We start from the raw sequence: 20874 nt of genomic DNA on the forward strand, positions 1-20874 counted from the left end.
TTTCGTCTTCGACGACTCGTCGCCGTGGCTTCCATGGATACCCCCTGGGGTATATTGGTAGAAGACGATACCCCCCGGGGTATATTCCGGCGGAAGTGGTCGAGCTTGCGTTCATCCGCCCGGGGTACTGCCGTCGAGAACAACGACCGGAAACGAGGAACCGATGGCCGATATCGCTCTGTACGTGGACCCGGTATGCCCCTTCGCTTGGGTCACCGCGCGATGGTTGCTGACCAGCGCCGGAGACCGGCACACCATCACCCTTGAACAGCTCAGCCTGGCAGTGCTCGACCAGGAGCGCTCCCCGGACGACGCCGGTCACCGGGCGATGCTCACCCGTTCACGACGGATCGGGCGGGTATTCGCCGCAGCTGTGCGGTCCACCGGCCACGGGTCGTTCACTCCGCTCTACCTCTCCGTGGGTGCTCGGCTGCACCCACGCGATCCGGGCCTCGAGGACGAGTCGGCCGTCGCCGACGCCCTCACCGAAGCCGGCCTGGACCGCGCTCTCGTCCTCGCACTCGACGACCCCGCGTACGACGCCGATGTCGCCGAGGCGCACCGCGCGAGCCAGACGGCGCTCGGTGGGCCCGGTGGCAGTCCGATCATCACGGTCGACGGTCACGGATTCTCCGGTCCGGTGCTCACCGCCCCACCGGACGGACACCGGGCCACCGAACTACTGGACGCACTGGTCACCGTCGCGACCGCCCCCGAATTCGCCGCCCTGCAACGCCCCTACGCGGGACCACCGGCACTCGGATAGGCCCGGGCCGCACCGGGCCGGCCGCGCGCGTACCGCTCGAGTTCGGCGGATATCGCCGCAACCAGCCGCGGTACCGCAGCCGACACCGGCGCGGACAGGCCGAGTCCGAGATCATGCCGTTCGACATCGACGGCGAAGATCACCAGGCGGTCCGGCAGCCGGCCGAGTACCTCGCCCAGGCGCACGGCCTCGATCACGCCGAGCGAATGCGAACTCGTCACAGCGGACGGTCCGCGCAGGCGATGCTCGTCCACCCGCCGGACCCGCCCCGGCCGCGGCGGAGTATCGACCACCGCGTCCACCACGACCGCCAGGCCCGATCCGGTCCACAAATCCAGCAGGCCGGTGCATTCTCCGTCCGAAATCGCCACCCGAACGCCGGGAATCCGCAGGCCGGCAATCCGCGACGCGACCTCCGGGCCTACTCCGTCGTCATGGCGACAGCCGGTTCCGATACCGATGACCACAGCACGCGCGGTGGTCATCGGCCCGTCACATCGAGGGTCAGGAAATGCGCCGAACAAGAGATACACGGATCGTAATTGCGGATCGTTCGTTCGCAGAGTTCGGTCAGCGCCGGATCCGGCAGGTCGAGGTGGGCCCCCACCATCCGGCGTAGGTTCTCCTCCATCACCGCCTGGTTCTGCGAGGTCGGCGGCACGATGGTGGCGGACCGTACGAGAGCGTCGGCACCGATGTCGTACCGGTGGTACAGCAGCCCCCGGGGCGCCTCGCTCACGCCGTAGCCGGTACCCGCACGCGGTCGCACGGGGACCGCCGGGCGAGGCGGGCGCCGGTAGCCGGCGATGAGTGCCAGGGCCTCCTCCATCGCATAGGCGACCTCCACCAGCCGGACCAGAATGCTGCGGAACGGATTCCGGCAGACGCTACCGAGCCCGACCTCCGCCGCGAGCCGGCGGGCGACCGGCGACAGCTGACCGGAGTTCAGCGCGTACCGGGCCAGCGGGCCGGTGAGGTAGCGGCGGCCGTCGAATGTGGCGTACAGCGCCGTGGAATGCCGCACCTGACGCTCGACCAGGTGAGCGGCAAAACCGTCGGCGGGAAAGAGTAGACCGCCGCTGGTCCGGACCTCGCCGGTTTCGATGGCGTAGCGCGTCGCATCCGTCGCCGAGACGAAATCGCAGTCCAGTTCGGCCTCGGGGAATTCGAACTCGGCCACCCGCCGGGCAATACTCACCGCACTGCCCAAACCCCGGCGCAACTGTTCGGCCACGGGGGTGAATTCCCGTGGCTCGGGCGCCGAATAGAAACCGCCGAGGCGGACGTTCACGGGATGGATCGCGCGGCCACCGATGAGCTCGAGCAGCATATTGCCCGCTTTCTTCATCGCCAGCCCCTGCTCGACCAGCTCCCGCTCGACCCGGGCCAGCGCCACCGCGTCGGGAAATCCGAGGAAATCGGGGATGTGCAGCAGGAAGATATGCAGGCAGTGGCTGGCGATCCACTCTCCGCAGTAGAGCAATCGGCGCAACTCGCGCAACGGTGGATCCAATTCCACCTCACAGAGCTGTTCCAGAGCATTGCAGGCGCTCACCTGGTAGGCCACCGGGCAGATTCCGCAGATGCGGGAGGTGATGTCGGGCGGCTCGGTGTAGGCCCGGCCACGCAGAAATGCCTCGAAGAAGCGCGGCGGCTCGTAGATCCGGAGTTCGGCGGACTCGACGGCACCGTCGTGCACGACGATGTGCAGGGCCCCTTCACCTTCCACCCGCGCCAGCGAATCGACGGTCAGTGTTCTACGCCGGGTCGTCACAGCGGTGCTCCGCGAATTCGGGTGCGCCGCACGCGTAGGTCCGGAAGGCACGATCGACCTCGTCGACGGACATACCGTTGATCCGGAGAATCGGCAGCAGCGCGTGGATATTGGGCCGGGCCATCGGGCCGAAACAGCCGAAACAGCCCCGATGGTAGGCCGGGCACAGCGCCCCGCACCCCGCCTGGGTGACCGGCCCCAGACACGGAATCCCCTCGGCGACGGTCACGCAGGTGGTGCCGCGGCGTTTGCATTCGGTGCAGACGCTGGTGTTCGGGATATCGGGAGCCCGCCCGGCCAGGAAGGCGCACAGCGTGTCGAGCAGCTGCCGGCGATCGATCGGACAGCCGCGCAGCTCGAAATCGGCCGGGACATGGTCGGAGATCGGCGTGGACGTGGACAAGGTCGCGATGTATTCGGGCTGCGCGTAGACGACCGAGGTGAATTCCTCGATCTCGGCGAAATTACGCAGTGCCTGGATACCGCCGTGCGTCGCGCACGCCCCGATCGCCACCAGAATGCGTGACTGCGCACGGATTTCGGCGACCCGCCGGATTTCCTCGGGGGTGCTCACCGAGCCTTCTACCAGGGAGACATCGTAGGGGCCCGGCTCCACCGCGCTCGACGCCTCCGTGAAATGCACGATGCGGATCCGGCCCGCGAGCGCCAGCAATTCGTCTTCGCAATCGAGCAGGGTGAGCTGACATCCATCGCAGGAAGTGAACTTCCAGACCGCGAGAGTCGGTGGCGCGCTCATAATTCCGGCACCGCCAGCAGCGGCTCGGCCACCGCGTAATCGACGATCGGGCCATCCCGGCACAGCAGCAGGGGGCCCAGCTGACAGTGCCCACACCGGGCGACACCGCATTTCATGTTCCGCTCCAGCGATACCCGGATACGTTCGCCGGGCACCTTCTTGCCGAGCAGCGTCTGGGCGCAGAATCGCATCATCGGCTCGGGTCCGCACAGAAAGCCTGTGGTCCGGGCCGGGTCGACATCCAGCTGCGCCAGCGGCTCGGTGACGAAACCGATCCGCCCCGTCCAGCCCGGGCAGGGATGGTCCACGGTACGCAGCACGTCGACGGAATCGGTGTGCGCCCACCGGTCCTGGTCCTGCCCGAACAGCACTTCCGCGGGCGAGCGGGCGCCGGTGATCACGGTGACCCGCCGGTAGTCGGCACGGGCGGCGAGCACAGCGAGTACGAGCGGTCGCAGCGGAGCCAGCCCGAGACCGCCGCCGACGACCACGATGTCGCCGCCGGCGGCCGCTTCCACATCCCATCCGGTGCCGAACGGCCCGCGTACCCCGATCAGCCCGCCGAGCGAGGTGTCGCTCAGCGCGCGACTCACCGCGCCGACAGTGCGGATCGTGTGCTCGAGCAGCCCGTCCTCGGCGGTGGGGTCACCGCTGAGCGAGATCGCGACCTCCCCCACGCCGAAGCTGTAGAGCATCATGAACTGTCCGGCACGGAAAGGTCCGGCCCGACGGTGGACCGGCCGGAGCAGCAACGTGACCGTGTCCCGGGTCCGTAGTGTGCGCCGTACCACCCGATACGGCAGCATCACGTCCTCCGCGGCGGACAGTTCGGACCGCACCACGCTGGTCATGATCCACCGCAGCTGGGGTGCCAGGGCTTGTCGGCCGGGTTGCGGTACAGGTCGATCAGGCGGGCCCGCGTGGCCTGTAACCGGATGACCAGCACCTCCGTCAACGCAAGCAGTAGCGCCCGGCCGAACCGCGGATCATCGGCCGAGAGCCGGTTCAACGCGGTGGCATCGAATTCGACCGCCTCCACCGGCTCGGTGGCCAGCGCACCGAAGTGCCAGCGGTACGGGGGCACCAGCCACGACCAGCCGAGCAGGTCACCGCGGTGCAGGGTTTGCAGAACGATTTCGGTGTGCCCGCCCACCCGCGCGTCGAGCCGTATCTGCCCGCCGCGGATCAGCCAGCACCGGTCCGCCGGCTGCCCCTCCTGGATCACCCGGTGACCGGCCGGAAACGTGACCTCGTGTCCCGCCCGCGCCAATGTCCGCAGCTCCTCCCGGTCGAGGGCCGCCAGACTCGGAAACGCCGACAGATCATCAAGAACCGGCATCCGTGGTCTCCTCGGCCGCTGCGGCGAGGCTCGCCACCTCCGCCGTCAGGTCGATGCCGGCCGGGCACCAGTCGATGCACCGTCCGCAGCCCACACAGCCGGAGCTGCCGAACTGCTCGTGCCAGGTGCCGAGCTTGTGGCTGAGCCATTGCCGATAGCGGCTTTCTCCGCTCTGCCGCACATCTCCGCCGTGCACATAGGAGAAGTCGAGTTCGAAGCACGACGCCCACCGCTCCCAGCGCTCGGCGTGGTCGCCGGTGAGGTCGGTGATGTCCTCGGTGGTCGTGCAGAAACAGGTGGGGCAGACCATCGTGCAGTTTCCGCAGGTGAGGCAGCGTGACGCCACATCCTGCCAGTGCGGGGATTCCCGGGAGTCGCGCACCAGGCGCGGTAGATCGACATCCGGCATCGTCCGGCCCATCTTCCCGGCCGCTGCCGAGACCGCGTCACGGGCCTGCGCGACCTCCGCGTCCCCGGCTTCTCGCACGGACCCGAGTTCGCCGAGTACCTCCGCGCCGGCCTCGGAGCCCACGTCGACCACGAATCGGTGCTCGGGCCCGGTCTGCTCGGTGAGTGCGAGGTCGTATCCGGCTGTCACCCCGGGCCCGGTGCCCATGGACGCGCAGAAGCACACACCACCCGGTTCCGTGCAGTTCGCGGCGACCACGAACAGATCGCCGGTGCGCGCGGTGAACCCGGCATCCGGCTGGGCGCCACCGCCGAGAACCCGGCGCAGTATGCCCATGGCCGCCAAGTCACAACCGCGGACACCGAGAAAGGCCGAACGGGCGGGCACCGCCTCCGCCGGTTCGGGTTCGAGATCGGGGCCCATGGCGGAAATCCTGCGCCGCGGCGGATGCAGAAACTGTTTCCAAGAGCCCGGGCCGGCGGAATGCGCGAACACGGCATGGTCGGCGCGACGGCGGAGCCGGTAGTATCCCGGGGCGGTCTCCACACCCCATCCATCGGGCAGTTCGGATCCCGATTCGAGTTCGTCGAGCACCACCGCACCGTCGCGGACACGCGGTCCTATCACCCGGTATCCGCGCGCACGCAACACCTCCACCAGCCGATCCAGGCCCGCACGGTCGATCATCGCCGTCGCACCCGGCATCATCACCACCTCCGATCGGTCCGGACACCTCGCCCGCTTCCGAGTCTGGACCGGTCGGACAGCCCCCGCGAGAGAAGAAGGTCACCGATCGGCATCGCCGTGCGCGTCGGGGGTCGCCCCGGTGGGCCGGTACGGACGCCAACCGCGCGACGAACCAATCGCGGGCCAGTTCGGCGACCCGCTCCAAAGCTCCCGGCTCGGCGAACAGATGAACGAATCGGTTGCGCGGACTGTGCCGGCTGCTGCCGCTGCCGTGCGCGAAAACGACCAGCCCGAGTGCACCTTCCGGCACTACAAGATTTCCGGCCAACTGCCCGCCGCGGACCTGGACGCCTACCTGCTCGTCGCGCTGTGGCCGGTGGGCAGCCGATCGCCGCCGGGGACCGTCCTGGAACGTCATCCGGCGGACCGAACGTGCGCGGTATCCACCACTCGGGCTGCTTCGACACCGGCGACCGTCTGGATCATGGCCGTCAGGACGCGCCGCTCGGCCTCATCGGCACAGGAGCCATGGACGGTGACCGTCCCGTCGGCTACCTCTACTTCCCATCCGCGTTGGCTGCCCGAGTAGTCGTCGAGCAGGGAGCACACCCGCGCTTCGATCACACCCTGGTTCAACGCGAAGGCACGGAGTAGATCGCTACGCGATATGACGCCGACGAGCACCCCGGCCGCGACGACCGGAAGCGACCGGCGATGGTGGTCGAGCGCGGCCTTCACTACGTCGGATACCTCGGTGGTGGGCTCGACCACCTCCACCGGGGTCGACATCGCCACCCCCACCACCGCCGCGGCGTTCCGGGATTCGAGCGCGGCCATGGCATCGGACTCGGACAGGAGGCCGACCACCCGCTCCCGGTCATCGACCACCGGCAGCGCCGCGAAACCGTGAGCGGTCAGGAGTCCGACCGCTTCCGAGAGCGGTGTCTCCCGGCGGACCGTGACGACGGGGCGGCTCATTATGTCGCGTGCACGCACGGTGATCAGCTCCCTCCGGCGGGCCTGTTCCCACAGCAGCCCCTTTGCCGAAGCGGCGGAACATACTGTTCCTCACCACACTCGTCATCGGCGATCACGGCCGATAGTGCAGAAGGTGCTTCGGGACGAGGACCAATGTCATCGGCCACGGCCTGCCCGAGCCGCACCGACAGCGCCATCGCCGCGCCACCCCCGCAACCCGGCCGCCGCACCGGCGGGTACTCGTCCGGTATCGACAGGACCGAGGTCACCTTTCCGGTGACCGGGGCACCTCACCCGTCGGCCCGGCGCGCGAGAAGATGGTGTTCCGATCGGTCTCAGCACGGCAGGCCGACGAGGAAAGACGAGGTCATGGCCCGTCCGGAGATCACCATGCGGTTAGGTTGGCGCACTGTCGCCTGGATCGCGGTGACCGTTGTGGCCACCTATATCCTGTTACCGCAGCTCACTCGGCTCGGCCGGTCCGGCGCGGCCCTGGGGGAAGCGCGCTGGCCGTGGCCGGCGGCAGCGCTGATCATGTCGATGGCGACCTACGCGGCCGCCGCGCTGGCGCTGATGGGGGCCTGCCCTCGCCGGCTCGTCTTCGTTCGCACAATGGAAGTGCAGCTGGCGACTTCCTTTGCGAATCTGCTGCTGCCCTATGGGCTCGGCGCGACGGCGGTGAACGAACGATATCTGGAGCGGTCCGGCCTACCACCGGCCACAGCCGTCGCGACGGTTGCCATCACCGTGAGCACCGGTATGGTCCTGCACATCGCGGAATCGGCCGCGGTGGGCCTCTGGCTCGGCGGGACCGGGCAGCTGTTCTCGGCCACCCTGCCCGGCGGCCGGACCGTGCTGATCGGTGCCGGCATCGCGTTGGCGATCTCCGGGCTGATCGTCGCGACCGCGGTGCGGCGGCCGGAGCTGCTCCGCGACGCGCGCGACACCCTGCGTTCGATGCTCCGCCTGCTCCGGCAACCCCACCGGGCGGCGCTGCTGTTCGGCGGTCAGTTGAGCGTGAACCTCGCGTATATCGCCGCACTGGGGTTCGCGCTGCATGCTTTCGGGCAGTATGTGTCCCCGGGCCGGCTGGCAGCCGCATATCTGGCCGGTTCGGCGCTCGGCGCCGTCGGCCCGACACCGGCCGGGCTGGGCGTGGTCGAGGCTTCCCTGGTCGCGGGTCTGGTGGTGGTCGGCGTGCCGACCGGCCCCGCGGTGGCCGGGGTTCTCACTTTCCGGCTGGCGACCTTCTGGTTGCCGGCGGCACTCGGCTTCTTCTCGTATCGCGCGCTGAAGCATCGCCACCGGCTGTGAGTCGCGGTCCGCGCATCGAGAGTATTTCGTCCACCGCGACCGGTGACGACCGGCCGCAGACGCCGGCCGCAGACTCGGATAGCGTCCGTCCCGGCCACACTGCCAGAGCGGAGGCTCGACGAAATGCCCACACACAGCGAACCCGCCGTTGTCGTCGGAATAGATGGATCGTCCGCGTCTTTCGGGGCGCTGGCCTGGGCAGCGCTGGAAGCGGAACTACGGCGGGCGCCGATGCGACTCGTCTATGCCGTCGGCGCACCCGTCGACAGCGGCCCGGCCGCCAGCGCCGTCTTCGACAGAGCCGCGATGCGCGCCGAAGGTGAAGCCATACTGCGCACCGCCGAGAAAACGGTACGGGCGACGGTCGAGCGGCCGGACGACCTCGACATCGAGACCACGGTCGCCGATCCGCCACCGGCGCTCGTACTGGTCGACCACTCCGAAGGCGCCCTCATGATCGTCGTGGGCACCACCGGCTGTGACGCGACAGGGCGCACTCTGCTCGGCTCGGTGAGCGATTTCCTGGCCCACCACGCACACTGCCCGGTAGCGGTGGTCCCCCAAACGACCGATGTCGATCCGGGACGACCACCCGGTCCCGTCGTGGTGGGGGTCGATGGGTCGGCGGACTGCGTCCGGGCAATCGATACGGCCTTCGACGAAGCCGCCCGCCGCCGGACGAACCTCGTCGCCGTCACCGTATGGTCGGAGCTCTTCCGGTACGTCTCCCGCGATGAGATCGCAGGACGGGCACAGGCTGTGCAGTCGGAATGCCTGGCAGGCCACTCCGAGCAGTATCCGGATATCGAGGTCGTCCGAGTCGTCGACGAAGATCTCCCCGCACGACGTCTGCTGGAGGAAGCGGACAGGGGCCGGCTGCTGGTGGTGGGTGCCCGCGGGAACGGAGGATTCGCCGGAACGACACTCGGCTCGGTAGTCCGAGCGGTTCTGCACGGCGCCGCTACCCCGGTGATCGTCGCCCGCCCCCGTGCCTGATCCCACCGACCTACGCGTCCTCCGCGCGACCTCGGCGACGGCGGAGGTGACCGGTGACAAGTCGGCTATCGATCCGAGTGGTGATGCCCAGCGCACTCCGCCGGCACGCCCGCGTCACATCCGTCGCGGTGACCACGGCGAGCGGACCACGGGCATCGCGACGGAGATAGCGGTCTTGGTGGCCCACGCGCGCGACCGGCGGACAGCCACCGTTCACAGACCCGTGGGGTAGCTCTCCGGCACGGTGCCCGGACTCCAGCGGCCACCCGGTTCGAGCGGCTGAAGAGCCGTGGTGGACTCGATGTGGACGAGCGCATCGAACTGCCGCGCCGCACGGGTATGGAAATAGTGGCTGCGACGTTCGGTCCCCGGGCTGTAGACGACGCCGATCGCCCGCTGAATGCGCGGCATATCCAGTAGTTCCGTCGTCGCGGACGGATGGTCGAGCCGAAGCAGGAACGCGGGCTTCCCGGTTGCGCTCAGGTGGCTCTCGAGGCTTCCGTCGAGTGGCGGACGTACGGTTTCACGTAAAGCCGGTCCGCCCCACTCCTGGGCAGCGGTGACCGTCCCCGAAGCGGTGCTGAAACCGAGAAGGCAGCAGTGGCGTCCGTGACGCTCTCTGACGAGCTGCCCGACGGTGACCTGACCCTCGGCACCCATTTCGGTGGCCCGGGCGTCGCCCACATGAGAATTGTGCGCCCACACCACGATCCGGGGTTCACGTGAGCTGCCACCGCATCCCCCCTGCCGTACCAGATGCGCGGCCAGCGCGTCCAAGGTCCGGGCCATATGCCGGTCGCGGAGATTCCACGAGTGCACGCGTCCGGAGAACATCGCGCGGTAGTAGGCCTCGGCGTCGCGAACCGACCAGGCATTGCGAAGCACGTCGAACTGTTCCTCTGCCGTCCGGCCGTGCGCCAACGTCGCGGCCAGCAGATCCCGCTGCATTTCGACGAGCTGTTCAACCGCCTGGTTCTCACAGGACCGGCCGGCGCCGAACGCCGCCGCGAACCCATATGCCTCGCCGTCGTCGCCCGACACCTGATCGAAGCACGCGTAGCGTGCTGCGGCGCGCCGCGCGGCGCGCGGGTCCGCGTCCTCCAGGTACCGAATCACTTCGCGCGTCGAACGATGCAGACTGTACAGATCGAGTCCGTAGAATCCGGTCTCCGGGGCTCCGGCGGTACGGCAGCGGATGTTGTGGGTGTGCAGCCAGGCGACGAAGTCACGAACCACGGTATTGCGCCACATCCACGCCGGAAACCGCTCGAATCCGGCCAAGGCCTCGGACGCGTCCCTGTCGTCCCCGTGCCCACGGATGTAGCGGTTGACCCGATAGGCGTCGGGCCAGTCGGCCTCGGCGGCGACCGCGGTGAATCCGTGCTCCTCGATCAGCCATCGAGTGATTTCCGCGCGGGCGGTATAGAACTCGTGCGTGCCGTGCGAGCTCTCCCCGATCAGCACGAACCGGGCGTCACCGATCAGATCGGCGAGGTCGTCGAACGGTGGTACGCCGCCGGGCGCGTCGACGGCCGCCGCGCGCAGTATCTCGGCGTCCGACCGGTGCCGCGACGGAGCACCGCCGGTCGGTGTAGCCATCAGTTGCCGGACCTGCTCGTCGGTGACCTGGGTGAAGTCCCAGTAGGATTCCCCGACTGCCCGGAACGGCGAAGGCATTGTCGCACAAACGAGTTCGTCTACCGTCACACCGAGTTCGTGACAGGTGGACTCGGGTGCGGCGGGTACGGCCACGACGATCCGCTTCGGTTCGCCGCTCTGAATCGCTTCGATGGCGGCGACCATGCTCGCACCGGTGGCGAGGCCGTCGTCGGCAAGGATCACCGTCCGGCCCGACACATCCAGTGGCCCGCGACCGGCACGGTAGACCGCTTCACGGCGCCCCAGTTCCGCCGCTTCGTCACGCGCTATCTCCCGCACCGTGTCGGCGGACAGCCGCAGTGCCCGCACGAGGTCGTCGTTCAAGACGACGCGCCCACCGGAGGCCAGGGCCCCGATCGCGAATTCGGGATGATCCGGGGCGCCCAGCTTGCGCACGATGATCGCATCCATCGGTGCCTGTAAGGCGTCGGCGATCTCCCAGGCGACCGGGATCCCCCCACGCGCCAGCCCCAGCACCAGCACCTCCGGGTCGCCGCGATACCGCTCCAGCAGCCGCGCCAGCGCTCGTCCGGCGTCGCCACGGTCGTCGAAGATCCGTGACCGGGTATCCGGCTGTTCCGGTGTTCGCACAGTGATCTCCTCCGGTATTCCGAGCGACACGCCGGGCCTACTCGGCGAGTGCCCTGTCAGCGCCGGTCGCGCACACGGACGATGACGATCGGAGTGTCCACGGCGTGCAGCAGCGCGTTACTGGTGGATCCCAGCAGCATGCTCGTGAAACCGCCCCGGCCGTGACTGCCGACGACGACCAGCTGGGCATCCGCCGACGCGTCGAGCAGGGAACGCACCGGGCGGTCCGCCGTGACACGGCGCTCGACCGGGACATCCGGGTACTTCTCCGCATACCCGGCGAGGTTTTCGGCGAGCAGCGCGCTCGCCGAATCCCGCGCACCATCCCAATGCCGGAGCGGGATCTCGTATCCACTGGTATCGCTCCAGGCATGCACGGCCACCAATCCGACTCTCCGGCGCGCCGCCTCGTCGAATGCCAATTCCACGGCCGGGACGCTGTTACCGCTGCCGTCGACTCCCACCAGCACCGGCCGGGTCGCCGCGGCCACGTCCAGCGGCGCGTCCGCGTGGATCACCGCGACCGGGCACCGAGCGTGCTGGGCGACCGCGGTGCTCACCGAGCCGATCAGACCCCGCTGGAAAGCTCCGAGCCCCCGGCTCCCGACGACCAGCATCCGCGCCGAATCCGACCGCTCGACGAGCGCGGGCACGACGAGTCTGTCGAGCGCCTCGGTGGTGATCACGAGGCCGGGGTCCGGCGCCGCGGTCCGGGCGACATGCTCGGCCCCGGCCAGCAGCCGGCCGGCCTCGTCGTGCAACGCCCGCAGGTCGTGCTCGGTCATGGTGGCTTCAGGGCCGAACCCGACCGGCAGTATCCACGAGTTGAGCAGGTGCAGACCGCACCCGTGGATACTCGCTTCGACGGCGGCCCAGGCCACCGCTCGATTCGAACCGGGTGAACCGTCCACCGCCGCGACGACCGGCGGGGCGGCGTGTTCTTCGGAGCGGGAAACCGAGTCGGTCATGGGCTACCTTCCTGTGTGTCCCTGTGCGGACTGTTCTCCGCCGCACGGACGAACGAACGCCAGTGCCGGTCCCAATAGCGGTCCCGGCGGCGGGCGGCGAGGCGCGCACTGGCGAACACCAGACACCATGCGCTCAGCCAGCCCACGACGACGATCCCGAGACCCGCACAGCTACCGGCCACCGCCGTCGCACCGTTCGCATAGACCACCGTGCCGACGGTCCCGGCGACCGGAACCACGGCCAGCGCGATCGGCGCGGCCACCATCAACACGACGGACTCGATCCGGTCGACCGGGCGCAGCAGCGCACTCGGGTTGGTCGGCCGCAGGGCCCACAGACGCCGGAGAATCATCTGATATCGCAACCACTGCGTCGCCACCTGCTCCGACATCCTTACCACCCCTTCCGGGCCGGCCCCCTTTCTCGATGTTCCCGCCCGCGCGCGCCACGGATCAGAGAAGAACGTCACCGAGTTCATGGGCCCAATGGCCGGAGAAACCGGAAGTCCACCGCGAGCGCGGGTTCGGTCCGGCCGCGCCCGCACCCGGCCGACCTCCGAATCACTTTCGCTCGGCAAGTGTGAGAACACTTGGACACTTGACCGAGCGAGGAATGGTTTCCAACTGGCAACGATACTGCCACACCCCTCCCGTCAAGGCCAGAATTCTCGTTAACATTATGGATGCGCGACGCACTCGTATCGAGGGGAGCGACGATGAACCAGCCGGAGCCGGCCCCACGGCCACCCGCGCGGCGGCCCTCTTCCGGTCCGCACACTGCGCGGGCGGAATCGCCGGCCCCGGACCACGGCGCACGGGTGCCGGATTCGGTGGTCTCCGGCGGCCGGTGGCCGCGGCCCGCCGAGTTGCTGCCCGAGCGGCCCCGGATCCTCATCGGCCTGCTCTCGGCCGTCCTGGTACTGGGAGCCGCTCGGTCGGGCTATCGTCTGGACGGCCGGGGTAACAGAGCCGCGACCGGGCGGGCCGCCCCCGCCACCCCGCCCGGCAGCTGACGGAGACCGCCGGGCGGCTCGGCGGTCAGGCGCCGATGGCCCGCGCCAGATGCGGCCACGAATCGTGCAGGTCGTATTCGAACTGACCCCAGGTGTGCGCGCCGGCCGGGCGGTCGATGTGCACCGCGCCGATGCCGAGTTGCCCCAGGCGGTCGGCGAAGGCCGAGGTGCAGGCGGCGGCAATGGCTTCGACCGGCGGGAACCCCCAGCCCCGGTCGATCTCGCCGGGCATACCCGACGCCGCGGACAGGTATACGGTCTTTCCGGCCAGCCGGGAGGCGTGCGCGAACGCGTCGTGGGCCCGCCAGCCCGCGGACCCCGGCGGACCCCACATCTTGCCCGGGTCGGCACCGCCTCGCACCACCTGCGCGCTGATCATCGCGATTCCCGCGGCGTCGGCAGACCACGGACATCCGCTATAGGAGGCGACCGCCTCATAGCGGTCCGGCGCCTGGATGGCGAGGTCCACGGCCGACCCGCCGCTCATCGACACCCCGGCGATCGCATTGCGTCCGGTGGTGCCGAACCGGGCGTCCACGACCGACGGCAGCTCCCGGGTGAGATAGGTCTGCCAGCGGGCGCGGCCGACCACGGGATCGTCGGTGTGCCAGTCGGTGTACATCGAGTAGGCACCGCCGACCGGCATCACCACATTCACGTTCTTGTCCCCGAAGAATTGCCGGACATCGGTATCGTCCCACCAGGAGATACCGTCGGCGCCGCCGCCGATCCCGGTCAGCAGGTACACCGTGGGCGCCGGTCCCCCACCCGGCGCGGGGATGACCCGATTGGTCACCACGGTGCCCATGGCGGGTGAGTACACCTCGAGCAGGATCGCGCGACCGTCGATCGGTTTCTCTGCGTCGACCCGCGGCCCCGGGGCGGCCGCGGCGGGTTGGACAGTGAACAGGGACGCCGCGACAGCCAGTACCGCGGCCGGCATCGTGAGCAAGAATTTGTACCGCACTCCTCCGGTGTACCCATTCGCGCACCGGATCGCCGCCGGAGTTCTACGGTTCATCCGTTGTGCGCCAGTGAGTCTCGCGACCGGATACGAAAAGCCGCTGCTGGGTCCGGGTACCTCCGGAGTCGCTCGGTACGAGGACACCCGGCCACGCGGCCGGGATGCTCCGGTACGGCGACCCCACCGCTATCCGGCCCGGCCCGGCCGTGCGGATCGGTTGTCGGCGGGTCTGCGTACGGCCCGACCGGGCCACCCGGTAGAAAGAAGAGAGGGCACACGCCGGGCGCGCGACCGGTCTCCACGATCATCGCGACCCGGCGGATCCCGCCGAAATGTTGGAACAGTCGAACGAAAGAGCTGGTTCATGGCTTCCTCCGCAGCGCGTGCACAGATCGGGGTCACCGGCCTGGCGGTGATGGGCAGCAATATCGCCCGCAACTTCGCCAAGCACGGCTACACCGTGGCCCTGCACAATCGCAGCGTCGCCAAAACCGACGCGCTGCTCGCTGCGCACGGCGACGACGGTGATTTCGTCCGCACCGAGACCATCGCCGAGTTCGTCGCCGCGCTGGAGAAGCCGCGCCGGGTGCTCATCATGGTGAAGGCCGGCGACGCCACCGACGCGGTGATCGAAGAACTCGCGGGCGCCATGGAAACCGGCGACATCATCATCGACGGCGGCAACGCCCTCTACACCGACACCATCCGGCGCGAGGCCGCACTCCGGGCCCGCGGTCTCAACTTCGTCGGCGCCGGGATCTCCGGCGGCGAGGAGGGGGCCCTCAACGGACCGTCGATCATGCCGGGCGGGCCCGCGGAATCCTACGAATCGCTGGGACCGCTGCTGGAGTCCATCGCCGCCCAGGTGGACGGCACCCCGTGCTGCACCCATATCGGCCCGGACGGGTCCGGCCATTTCGTGAAGATGGTGCACAACGGTATCGAATACGCCGATATGCAGCTCATCGGCGAGGCGTACCACCTGTTCCGGGCCGCGCTGGACCTGGATCCGAAGCAGATCGCCGATATCTTCACCCAGTGGAACTCCGGCGAGCTGGAGAGCTACCTGGTGGAGATCACCGCCGAGGTGCTGAACCAGGTCGACGCGAAGACCGGGAAGCCGCTGGTCGATGTGATCGTGGACGCGGCCGAGCAGAAGGGCACCGGGCGCTGGACCGTGAAATCCGCGCTCGACCTGGGTGTTCCGGTGACCGGTATCGCCGAGGCCGTATTCGCCCGGGCGCTGTCGGGGGCGCGGGGGCAGCGCGCGGCGGCTGTGGGGCTCGCCGCCGGCGAACTCGCCGCCAAGCCCACCGATATCGCGCAGTTCACCGAGGACATCCGGCAGGCCCTGTACGCGTCCAAGGTCGTGGCCTACGCCCAGGGGTTCGATCAGATCGCCGCCGGCAGTGCCGAATACGGCTGGGATCTCACCCCCGGCGATCTGGCCACCATCTGGCGCGGCGGCTGCATCATTCGGGCCCGCTTCCTGAACCGCATCAAAGAGGCCTACGAAACCGATCCGACACTGCCGAGCCTGATCCTGGCGCCGTATTTCCGGAACGCGATCGAGACGGCCATCGACAGCTGGCGTCGGGTGGTCGCGACCGCCACGCTGCTCGGTATCCCGGTGCCGGCATTCGCCTCCTCGCTGTCCTACTACGACGCATTGCGCGCCGAACGGCTGCCCGCCGCGCTCACCCAGGCCCAGCGCGATTTCTTCGGCGCGCACACCTACGAGCGGGTCGACGCGGAGGGCAAGTTCCACACGCTGTGGAGCGAGGACCGTTCCGAGGTGTCGGCGGGCTGAACACCCGGTCGCCGGGCGGGGCGGTCCACCCGGCGGCGCACACTTCCTCTTGACTCCGGGTCATCCGACCAGTTGCAATGAGGTGTGAGCTACGACACGATCATCAAGGATGGCCGCTGGTTCGACGGTACCGGCGCGGCCTCCGCGATTCGCCATCTCGGACTGCGCGGCGACCGGGTCGTGACCGTCTCCGCGGAACCACTCGACGAGACCGGCTGTCCGGATGTGGTGGACGCGGCGGGCAAATGGGTCCTGCCGGGAATGATCGATATCCACACCCACTACGACATCGAGGTCCTGAAGTCCCCGGCGCTGTCGGAATCGGTGCGGCACGGCATCACCACGGTGCTGCTGGGCTCGTGCTCACTGTCCACCGTGCATATCGACCCCACCGGCGCGGGCGATATCTTCGGTCGCGTGGAGGCCATTCCGCGCCGACATGTGATCGATACGCTCGACGAGACCAAGACCTGGACCTGCGCTCGCGAATACGTGTCCGCCCTCGAGCAGTTGCCGCTGGGCCCGAATATCGCGGCCATGCTGGGACATTCGGATATCCGGACCGCCCGCCTCGGCCTGGACCGCGCCACCCGCAAGGAAGTCCGCCCCACCCGCGCGGAGCTGGCGGATATGGAGGCGGCGCTGCACGAGGCGCTCGACGCCGGATTCCTCGGTATGTCGGCGCAGCAACTGCTGTTCGACAAGGTCGACGGCGAGACCTGCCGTTCACGTACGCTGCCGTCCACCTATGCGCGGGCGAAGGAGCGCCGCCGCCTCAATGCGATCCTGCGCCGGCGCGGCCGGGTTCTGCAGGGCGGGCCGGACATCACGTCACCGCGCAGTCTCGGGGCGATGATCTTCAGCAGTCTCGGTATCGGGCGCCGCAAGCTCAAGACCAGCCTCCTGTCCGCCGCCGATATCAAGGCCAACCCGTTCGCCGTCGTCCTGATCGGCACACTGGCGCGGCTGGTGAACGCGCTCGGCGCGGATTTCCGCTGGCAGCATCTGCCCGTGCCGTTCGAGGTGTACGCCGACGGTATCGATCTGGTGATCTTCGAGGAGTTCGGGTCCGGCGCGGCGGCCCTGCACCTGGCCGACCGGGTGGAGCGCGACGCGCTGCTCGCCGACGAAGCCTACCGCCGCCGCTTCCGCAAGGACTACGACGCGAAATTCGGGCTGCGGGTCTGGCACCGCGATTTCTTCGACGCCCAGATCGTGAGCTGCCCCGACGAGGACGTCGTGGGTAAGACGTTCGGACAGGTCGGTGTGGACCGGGGTGGCCTGCACCCGGTGGATGCCTTCCTGGACCTGGTACTCGAACACGGCACCAAACTGCGCTGGCGCACCACCATATCCAACCACCGGCCCGAGATCCTGGACCGCTTCGCCGCCCATCCCGGGATCCAGCTCGGCTTCTCCGACGCGGGCGCCCATCTGCGGAATATGGCCTTCTACAATTTCGGGCTCCGCTTCCTGCGCCGGATGCACCGCGCCGAACAGGCCGGCACTCCGGTGATCCCGCTCGAGCGGGCGGTGCACCGGCTCACCGGCGAGCTCGCCGACTGGTACGACATCGACGCCGGCCGCCTGCGCGAAGGCGATCGCGCCGATCTGGTCGTCATCGATCCGGCGGGCCTCGACGATTCGCTCGACGCCTACGCCGAGAGTCCGGTGGCCCAATACGGCGGACTGGAGCGGATGGTCAACCGCAACGACGCCGCCGTCTCGGCGGTGTACATCGGCGGGCGGTACGTGTTCGGTGACGGCACCGCCGACCCGGCCCTGGGTAGCACCCGCACCGGACGCTTCCTGCGGGCCGGGCAGCGCTGAAATAGTTCCGGGCGGGCCGGCTGCCGAGGCTTCCGACGGCGCCTTGCTCGCGGGCGGTCGCCCACAGCGCACTCACGCACGGCCGGCCCGGGGCGACGACTGGGCCAGTTCGTCCAGGGGCTGATCGCCGCGGTCGGTCACCGCAGGCGACCGCCGCGGTCGGTCCGCGGGTCTCCGTAGTATCGGCCTGAAACGGACGGATACGGCGTAGTGGTCTGGTAGAGCGGATTTTTCCGTACACGGCTCTGGCGGCCCGGCATTCGTGACGCAGTCCGATTGCGATGTGTGGTGAGCGCCGGCGAGGAGTATCAGCGTGCGGATCCTGCCTGCGACGGTGGGGTGGTCGCGGAGAGGGCGCGTAGATCGTCGAAGGCTTGGGACAGATGCGCGTCCAAACTGTCTGCGGGGTTGTCGATCCAGGTTTGGACCGCGTGCTGATAGGCGGCCCAGCCGGTCCGGGCGGCCAGCCCGGCCGGCCCGGCACCGACACCGCGCTGCCGCAGTGCCTCGGCCACGGCGTCGGTGAGCCACGCGTGCTTGGCCAACTCGCGTTCGCGCAGCGCCGGGGTCGCCGCGATGACTTTCCACCGTGGTTCGGCGAACGGGCGGTTGTTCTCCAGATTCCGCGCGCATTCGCGGAAAGCGCACAGCAATATCTCGAACGGCTCCAGGCCCCCGGGTGCTTCGGCGATCGCTTGCATCAGCGCGGCGCGGAGGTCGGCTTCACCGTCGAAAAGTACCTCGCGCTTATCCGGGAAGTGCCGGAAGAAAGTCCGCTCGTTCACACCGGCACGAGTGGTGATCTCCGCGATGGTGGCCTGGTCGAACCCTTGCTCCTGATACAGCTCCAACGCCGCCTGCCGAAGGCGGCGTCGCGCGTCTGCTCCGCTCCGTGGCACTTTCCGAGGTTACCGCAAATGTCAGTGACTGGCGTCATGTTGCGCCATCAGATGGCGCTACGCGTAATGTCAGTGACTGGCACTTCTTTACGCCAGTTACTGACATAACCTGAGAGGGTTTCATGCATGTCTTCGTCACCGGCGGCACCGGTCAAACCGGTCCCGCCGTCGTCGCCGAACTCCTCGCGGCCGGTCACACCGTTACCGGCCTGGCCCGCTCGGCTGCCACCGCCGCCCGGCTGGAGTCACTGGGCGCGACACCCCACCACGGCTCCCTGGACGACCTCGACAGCCTGCGCCGCGGCGCTCGAGCCGCCGACGGCGTCCTGCACATGGCGTACGGCGGCGACTACGCCGATCCGGACGACCTCATCCGCCGCGACTGTGCCGCGATCGAAGCCCTCGGCCAGGCGCTCGTCGGATCCGGAAACCCGTTCGTCAGCACCTCGGGCACCTTGGTGACGAGGCCCGGCCGGATCAGCGCCGAGCACGACGCACCGGATCCCGATTCGGTCGCCGCCTTTCGAATCCCGGGCGAGCAGGCATGTCTGGGCTTTGCCCGTCGAGGGGTCCGGGCCAGCGTCGTGCGACTCGCACCGACCGTGCACGGCCCCGGCGATTACGGTTTCGTTCCGGCACTCATCGCCTCCGCACGCAGGGCAGGCGTCTCGGCCTATATCGGCAATGGCGCCAATCGCTGGCCCGCCATCCACCGCCGAGACGCCGCCGGCCTCTTCCGGTCGGCGTTGGAGAAGGCTCCTGCCGGCCACGTACTCCACGGCGCCGGCGAAAGCGCGGTCACGATCAAGAGCATCGCTGAGCAGATCGCGCGGATGCTCGACATCCCCACCGCCTCGCTGACCCTGGAACAGGCCCGAAACCATCTCGGGAACCCGTTCCTGGCCACATTTTTCTCCCTCGACGTGCCCGTATCCAGCGAGCACACCCAGGCACTTCTGGACTGGGCACCGAGGCACCCGACGTTGCTGGAGGACCTCGGGACCGGCGACTACTTCACCCCACAGGCCAGCAAACGTGCCGAGGAGATCTGGTTACCGCACAACGCCCCGCGAGAGCCCGGTCAGAGCTGACGCGCACACCCGAATACCCCGGAACCCACAGAGAAAATCACCCCTGCTCGACAGAACCTCCGCAACGCCCACGGCATCGTCGACTGTGAGAACCCGATCGTCTCCGCCGCGCACGACGAGGCCATGGGCTCAGGTCCTCTCCACCCGGGACCGATCACCGGCGTGCGGGCAGCCCGCCGCCGGCGTCGTACGGCTGCGCAACGGATACCTGGCGGCCCGCGGCAGGACTCGGTCCACCGAGTTCGCTGCGGCGACCAGCGCGTCGAAGCGACGGGCGCGGCCGGGATCCCACGCGATCCCGAGCCGGTCGCGCAGCGGCGCAGGAAGGTATCCGCCGGTGGTGAGCCGCAGCAGCGCGGCCACCGGTACGGCGGGGATGTTCCAGACCCAGCGGGGCATCGGGAAACGCGGGTGCGGCGGCATCGGGTGCCGGTCCAGTTCGAGGAGCAGGTCGGTGGTCCGGTTGCGTTCGAGCAGGTCGGCGACCGTGGTGTCGAAATAGCTGTCGAACGCCGTACGGTCGGCCGGGATCACGCGTTCGGGTATCCGGAGCACCCGGGCCTGGTCGGTCCACTCCACGTAGAGCGCATCCTCCACCTCGGGTGCGAATTCTTGTCCGTGCCGCCGCCGCACGGCCGATCCCGCCCAGTAACCGGTGGCCGCGACCCATAGGTACGCATCGGCATTCAACGCGTGATATTTACGGCGACGGTCGTCCACTCCGCTGATGGTCCGGTGCAGCTCGCGCAGCCGCCGCCCTTCGGCCAGGGCGGCGTCGGGGCCGTCCAGGCCGCTGAAGCGGCGGGTGGCGGCGGCGGTGGCGATGATCCGGGCCCAGCGGTCGGACAGGAATTCCGAATGATCGGCCACCCCCGCCCCCACCACCGGATGCGCGACCTGCAGCAGCACCGCGCGGGCGGTGAGGGCGGTCTTCCAGTCGATGCCCTGGCGCCAGCTCAGCGATTCCGGCCCCCACGGGCGCAGTTCCGGGGCTCCGGCGTCGCCGGAGTTATCGATCGTTGTCACGGT

20 protein-coding genes are annotated in these 20874 nt (G+C 69.0%); 7 read left to right on the plus strand and 13 right to left on the minus strand.

What is annotated here, in order from left to right:
* The first annotated feature begins 163 nt into the window (after window positions 1-163).
* Window positions 164-766, plus strand: coding sequence for a mycothiol-dependent nitroreductase Rv2466c family protein (locus IG75_RS0107620; RefSeq protein WP_030520453.1), 603 nt, complete (start codon window positions 164-166; stop codon window positions 764-766).
* On the opposite strand, the gene IG75_RS0107625 is transcribed toward IG75_RS0107620, so the two are convergent.
* From IG75_RS0107625 to IG75_RS0107655, 7 genes are all read right to left on the minus strand, one after another.
* On the minus strand, window positions 739-1251 hold the full coding sequence (locus IG75_RS0107625; RefSeq protein WP_063834098.1) for a hydrogenase maturation protease: 513 nt from the start codon (window positions 1249-1251) through the stop codon (window positions 739-741). The two genes, IG75_RS0107620 and IG75_RS0107625, sit on opposite strands and share 28 nt — an antisense overlap.
* The gene (locus tag IG75_RS0107630; protein WP_030520455.1) at window positions 1248-2540 is read right to left on the minus strand and encodes a Ni/Fe hydrogenase subunit alpha; all 1293 of its coding nucleotides are present in this window, start codon (window positions 2538-2540) and stop codon (window positions 1248-1250) included. Before IG75_RS0107630 ends, IG75_RS0107625 begins: the two co-directional genes overlap by 4 nt.
* Window positions 2524-3297, minus strand: a complete 774-nt coding sequence (locus tag IG75_RS0107635) for an NADH-quinone oxidoreductase subunit B family protein (protein ID WP_030520456.1) — start codon at window positions 3295-3297, stop codon at window positions 2524-2526. The genes IG75_RS0107630 and IG75_RS0107635 overlap by 17 nt, the downstream gene beginning before the upstream one ends.
* Window positions 3294-4148 (minus strand): FAD/NAD(P)-binding protein, encoded by an 855-nt coding sequence (locus IG75_RS0107640; protein WP_030520457.1) that lies wholly within the window; start codon window positions 4146-4148, stop codon window positions 3294-3296. Before IG75_RS0107640 ends, IG75_RS0107635 begins: the two co-directional genes overlap by 4 nt.
* Window positions 4145-4636, minus strand: coding sequence for a Crp/Fnr family transcriptional regulator (locus IG75_RS0107645; RefSeq protein WP_051714314.1), 492 nt, complete (start codon window positions 4634-4636; stop codon window positions 4145-4147). Before IG75_RS0107645 ends, IG75_RS0107640 begins: the two co-directional genes overlap by 4 nt.
* A complete protein-coding gene (locus tag IG75_RS0107650; protein ID WP_030520459.1) occupies window positions 4623-5753 on the minus strand; it encodes a 4Fe-4S dicluster domain-containing protein in 1131 nt (376 codons plus the stop codon). The genes IG75_RS0107645 and IG75_RS0107650 overlap by 14 nt, the downstream gene beginning before the upstream one ends.
* 393 nt (window positions 5754-6146) lie before the next feature.
* Window positions 6147-6728 (minus strand): CBS domain-containing protein, encoded by a 582-nt coding sequence (locus IG75_RS0107655; RefSeq protein WP_030520460.1) that lies wholly within the window; start codon window positions 6726-6728, stop codon window positions 6147-6149.
* Window positions 6729-7100: 372 nt separating this feature from the next.
* On the opposite strand from IG75_RS0107655, the gene IG75_RS0107660 reads away from it, so the two are divergent.
* Window positions 7101-8024, plus strand: a complete 924-nt coding sequence (locus IG75_RS0107660; protein ID WP_162183779.1) for a lysylphosphatidylglycerol synthase transmembrane domain-containing protein — start codon at window positions 7101-7103, stop codon at window positions 8022-8024.
* A gap of 123 nt (window positions 8025-8147) precedes the next feature.
* Window positions 8148-9020 carry a universal stress protein gene (locus tag IG75_RS0107665; RefSeq protein WP_030520462.1) on the plus strand — a complete coding sequence of 291 codons (873 nt, stop codon included), beginning with the start codon at window positions 8148-8150 and terminating at the stop codon, window positions 9018-9020.
* A 213-nt stretch (window positions 9021-9233) separates the two neighbouring features.
* Here IG75_RS0107665 and IG75_RS0107670 read toward each other — a convergent pair whose 3' ends face one another.
* From IG75_RS0107670 to IG75_RS0107680, 3 genes are read right to left on the minus strand one after another with little or no spacing between them, the layout of a single operon-like run.
* Window positions 9234-11270 carry an erythromycin esterase family protein gene (locus tag IG75_RS0107670; RefSeq protein WP_030520463.1) on the minus strand — a complete coding sequence of 679 codons (2037 nt, stop codon included), beginning with the start codon at window positions 11268-11270 and terminating at the stop codon, window positions 9234-9236.
* 56 nt (window positions 11271-11326) lie between these two features.
* Entirely contained in the window at window positions 11327-12238 is a 912-nt protein-coding gene (locus IG75_RS0107675) for a universal stress protein (RefSeq protein ID WP_030520464.1), read from the minus strand.
* Window positions 12235-12630: a hypothetical protein gene (locus IG75_RS0107680; RefSeq protein ID WP_030520465.1), complete on the minus strand. Its 396-nt coding sequence runs from the start codon at window positions 12628-12630 to the stop codon at window positions 12235-12237. Before IG75_RS0107680 ends, IG75_RS0107675 begins: the two co-directional genes overlap by 4 nt.
* A gap of 426 nt (window positions 12631-13056) precedes the next feature.
* On the opposite strand from IG75_RS0107680, the gene IG75_RS0107685 reads away from it, so the two are divergent.
* Window positions 13057-13251 (plus strand): hypothetical protein, encoded by a 195-nt coding sequence (locus tag IG75_RS0107685; protein WP_030520466.1) that lies wholly within the window; start codon window positions 13057-13059, stop codon window positions 13249-13251.
* Between the two features lie 25 nt (window positions 13252-13276).
* On the opposite strand, the gene IG75_RS0107690 is transcribed toward IG75_RS0107685, so the two are convergent.
* Window positions 13277-14194 (minus strand): alpha/beta hydrolase, encoded by a 918-nt coding sequence (locus tag IG75_RS0107690; protein ID WP_030520467.1) that lies wholly within the window; start codon window positions 14192-14194, stop codon window positions 13277-13279.
* 385 nt (window positions 14195-14579) lie between these two features.
* On the opposite strand from IG75_RS0107690, the gene gndA reads away from it, so the two are divergent.
* Together gndA and IG75_RS0107700 are read left to right on the plus strand one after the other, a co-directional pair.
* On the plus strand, window positions 14580-16025 hold the full coding sequence (gene gndA / locus IG75_RS0107695; protein ID WP_030520468.1) for an NADP-dependent phosphogluconate dehydrogenase: 1446 nt from the start codon (window positions 14580-14582) through the stop codon (window positions 16023-16025).
* Window positions 16026-16109: 84 nt separating this feature from the next.
* Window positions 16110-17855, plus strand: coding sequence for an N-acyl-D-amino-acid deacylase family protein (locus IG75_RS0107700; protein ID WP_030520469.1), 1746 nt, complete (start codon window positions 16110-16112; stop codon window positions 17853-17855).
* A 308-nt stretch (window positions 17856-18163) separates the two neighbouring features.
* On the opposite strand, the gene IG75_RS0107705 is transcribed toward IG75_RS0107700, so the two are convergent.
* Entirely contained in the window at window positions 18164-18754 is a 591-nt protein-coding gene (locus tag IG75_RS0107705) for a TetR/AcrR family transcriptional regulator (RefSeq protein WP_030520470.1), read from the minus strand.
* 122 nt (window positions 18755-18876) lie between these two features.
* Between IG75_RS0107705 and IG75_RS0107710 the strand changes: the two genes are divergently transcribed.
* The gene (locus tag IG75_RS0107710) at window positions 18877-19845 is read left to right on the plus strand and encodes an SDR family oxidoreductase (RefSeq protein WP_051714316.1); all 969 of its coding nucleotides are present in this window, start codon (window positions 18877-18879) and stop codon (window positions 19843-19845) included.
* A gap of 129 nt (window positions 19846-19974) precedes the next feature.
* Here the strand turns inward: IG75_RS0107710 and IG75_RS37230 are convergent, their stop codons facing one another.
* Window positions 19975-20871: an oxygenase MpaB family protein gene (locus IG75_RS37230; protein WP_051714317.1), complete on the minus strand. Its 897-nt coding sequence runs from the start codon at window positions 20869-20871 to the stop codon at window positions 19975-19977.
* Window positions 20872-20874: the final 3 nt, after the last annotated feature.

It is taken from the genome of Nocardia rhamnosiphila NBRC 108938, assembly GCF_000720425.1.
GTDB classification, from domain to species: domain Bacteria; phylum Actinomycetota; class Actinomycetes; order Mycobacteriales; family Mycobacteriaceae; genus Nocardia; species Nocardia rhamnosiphila.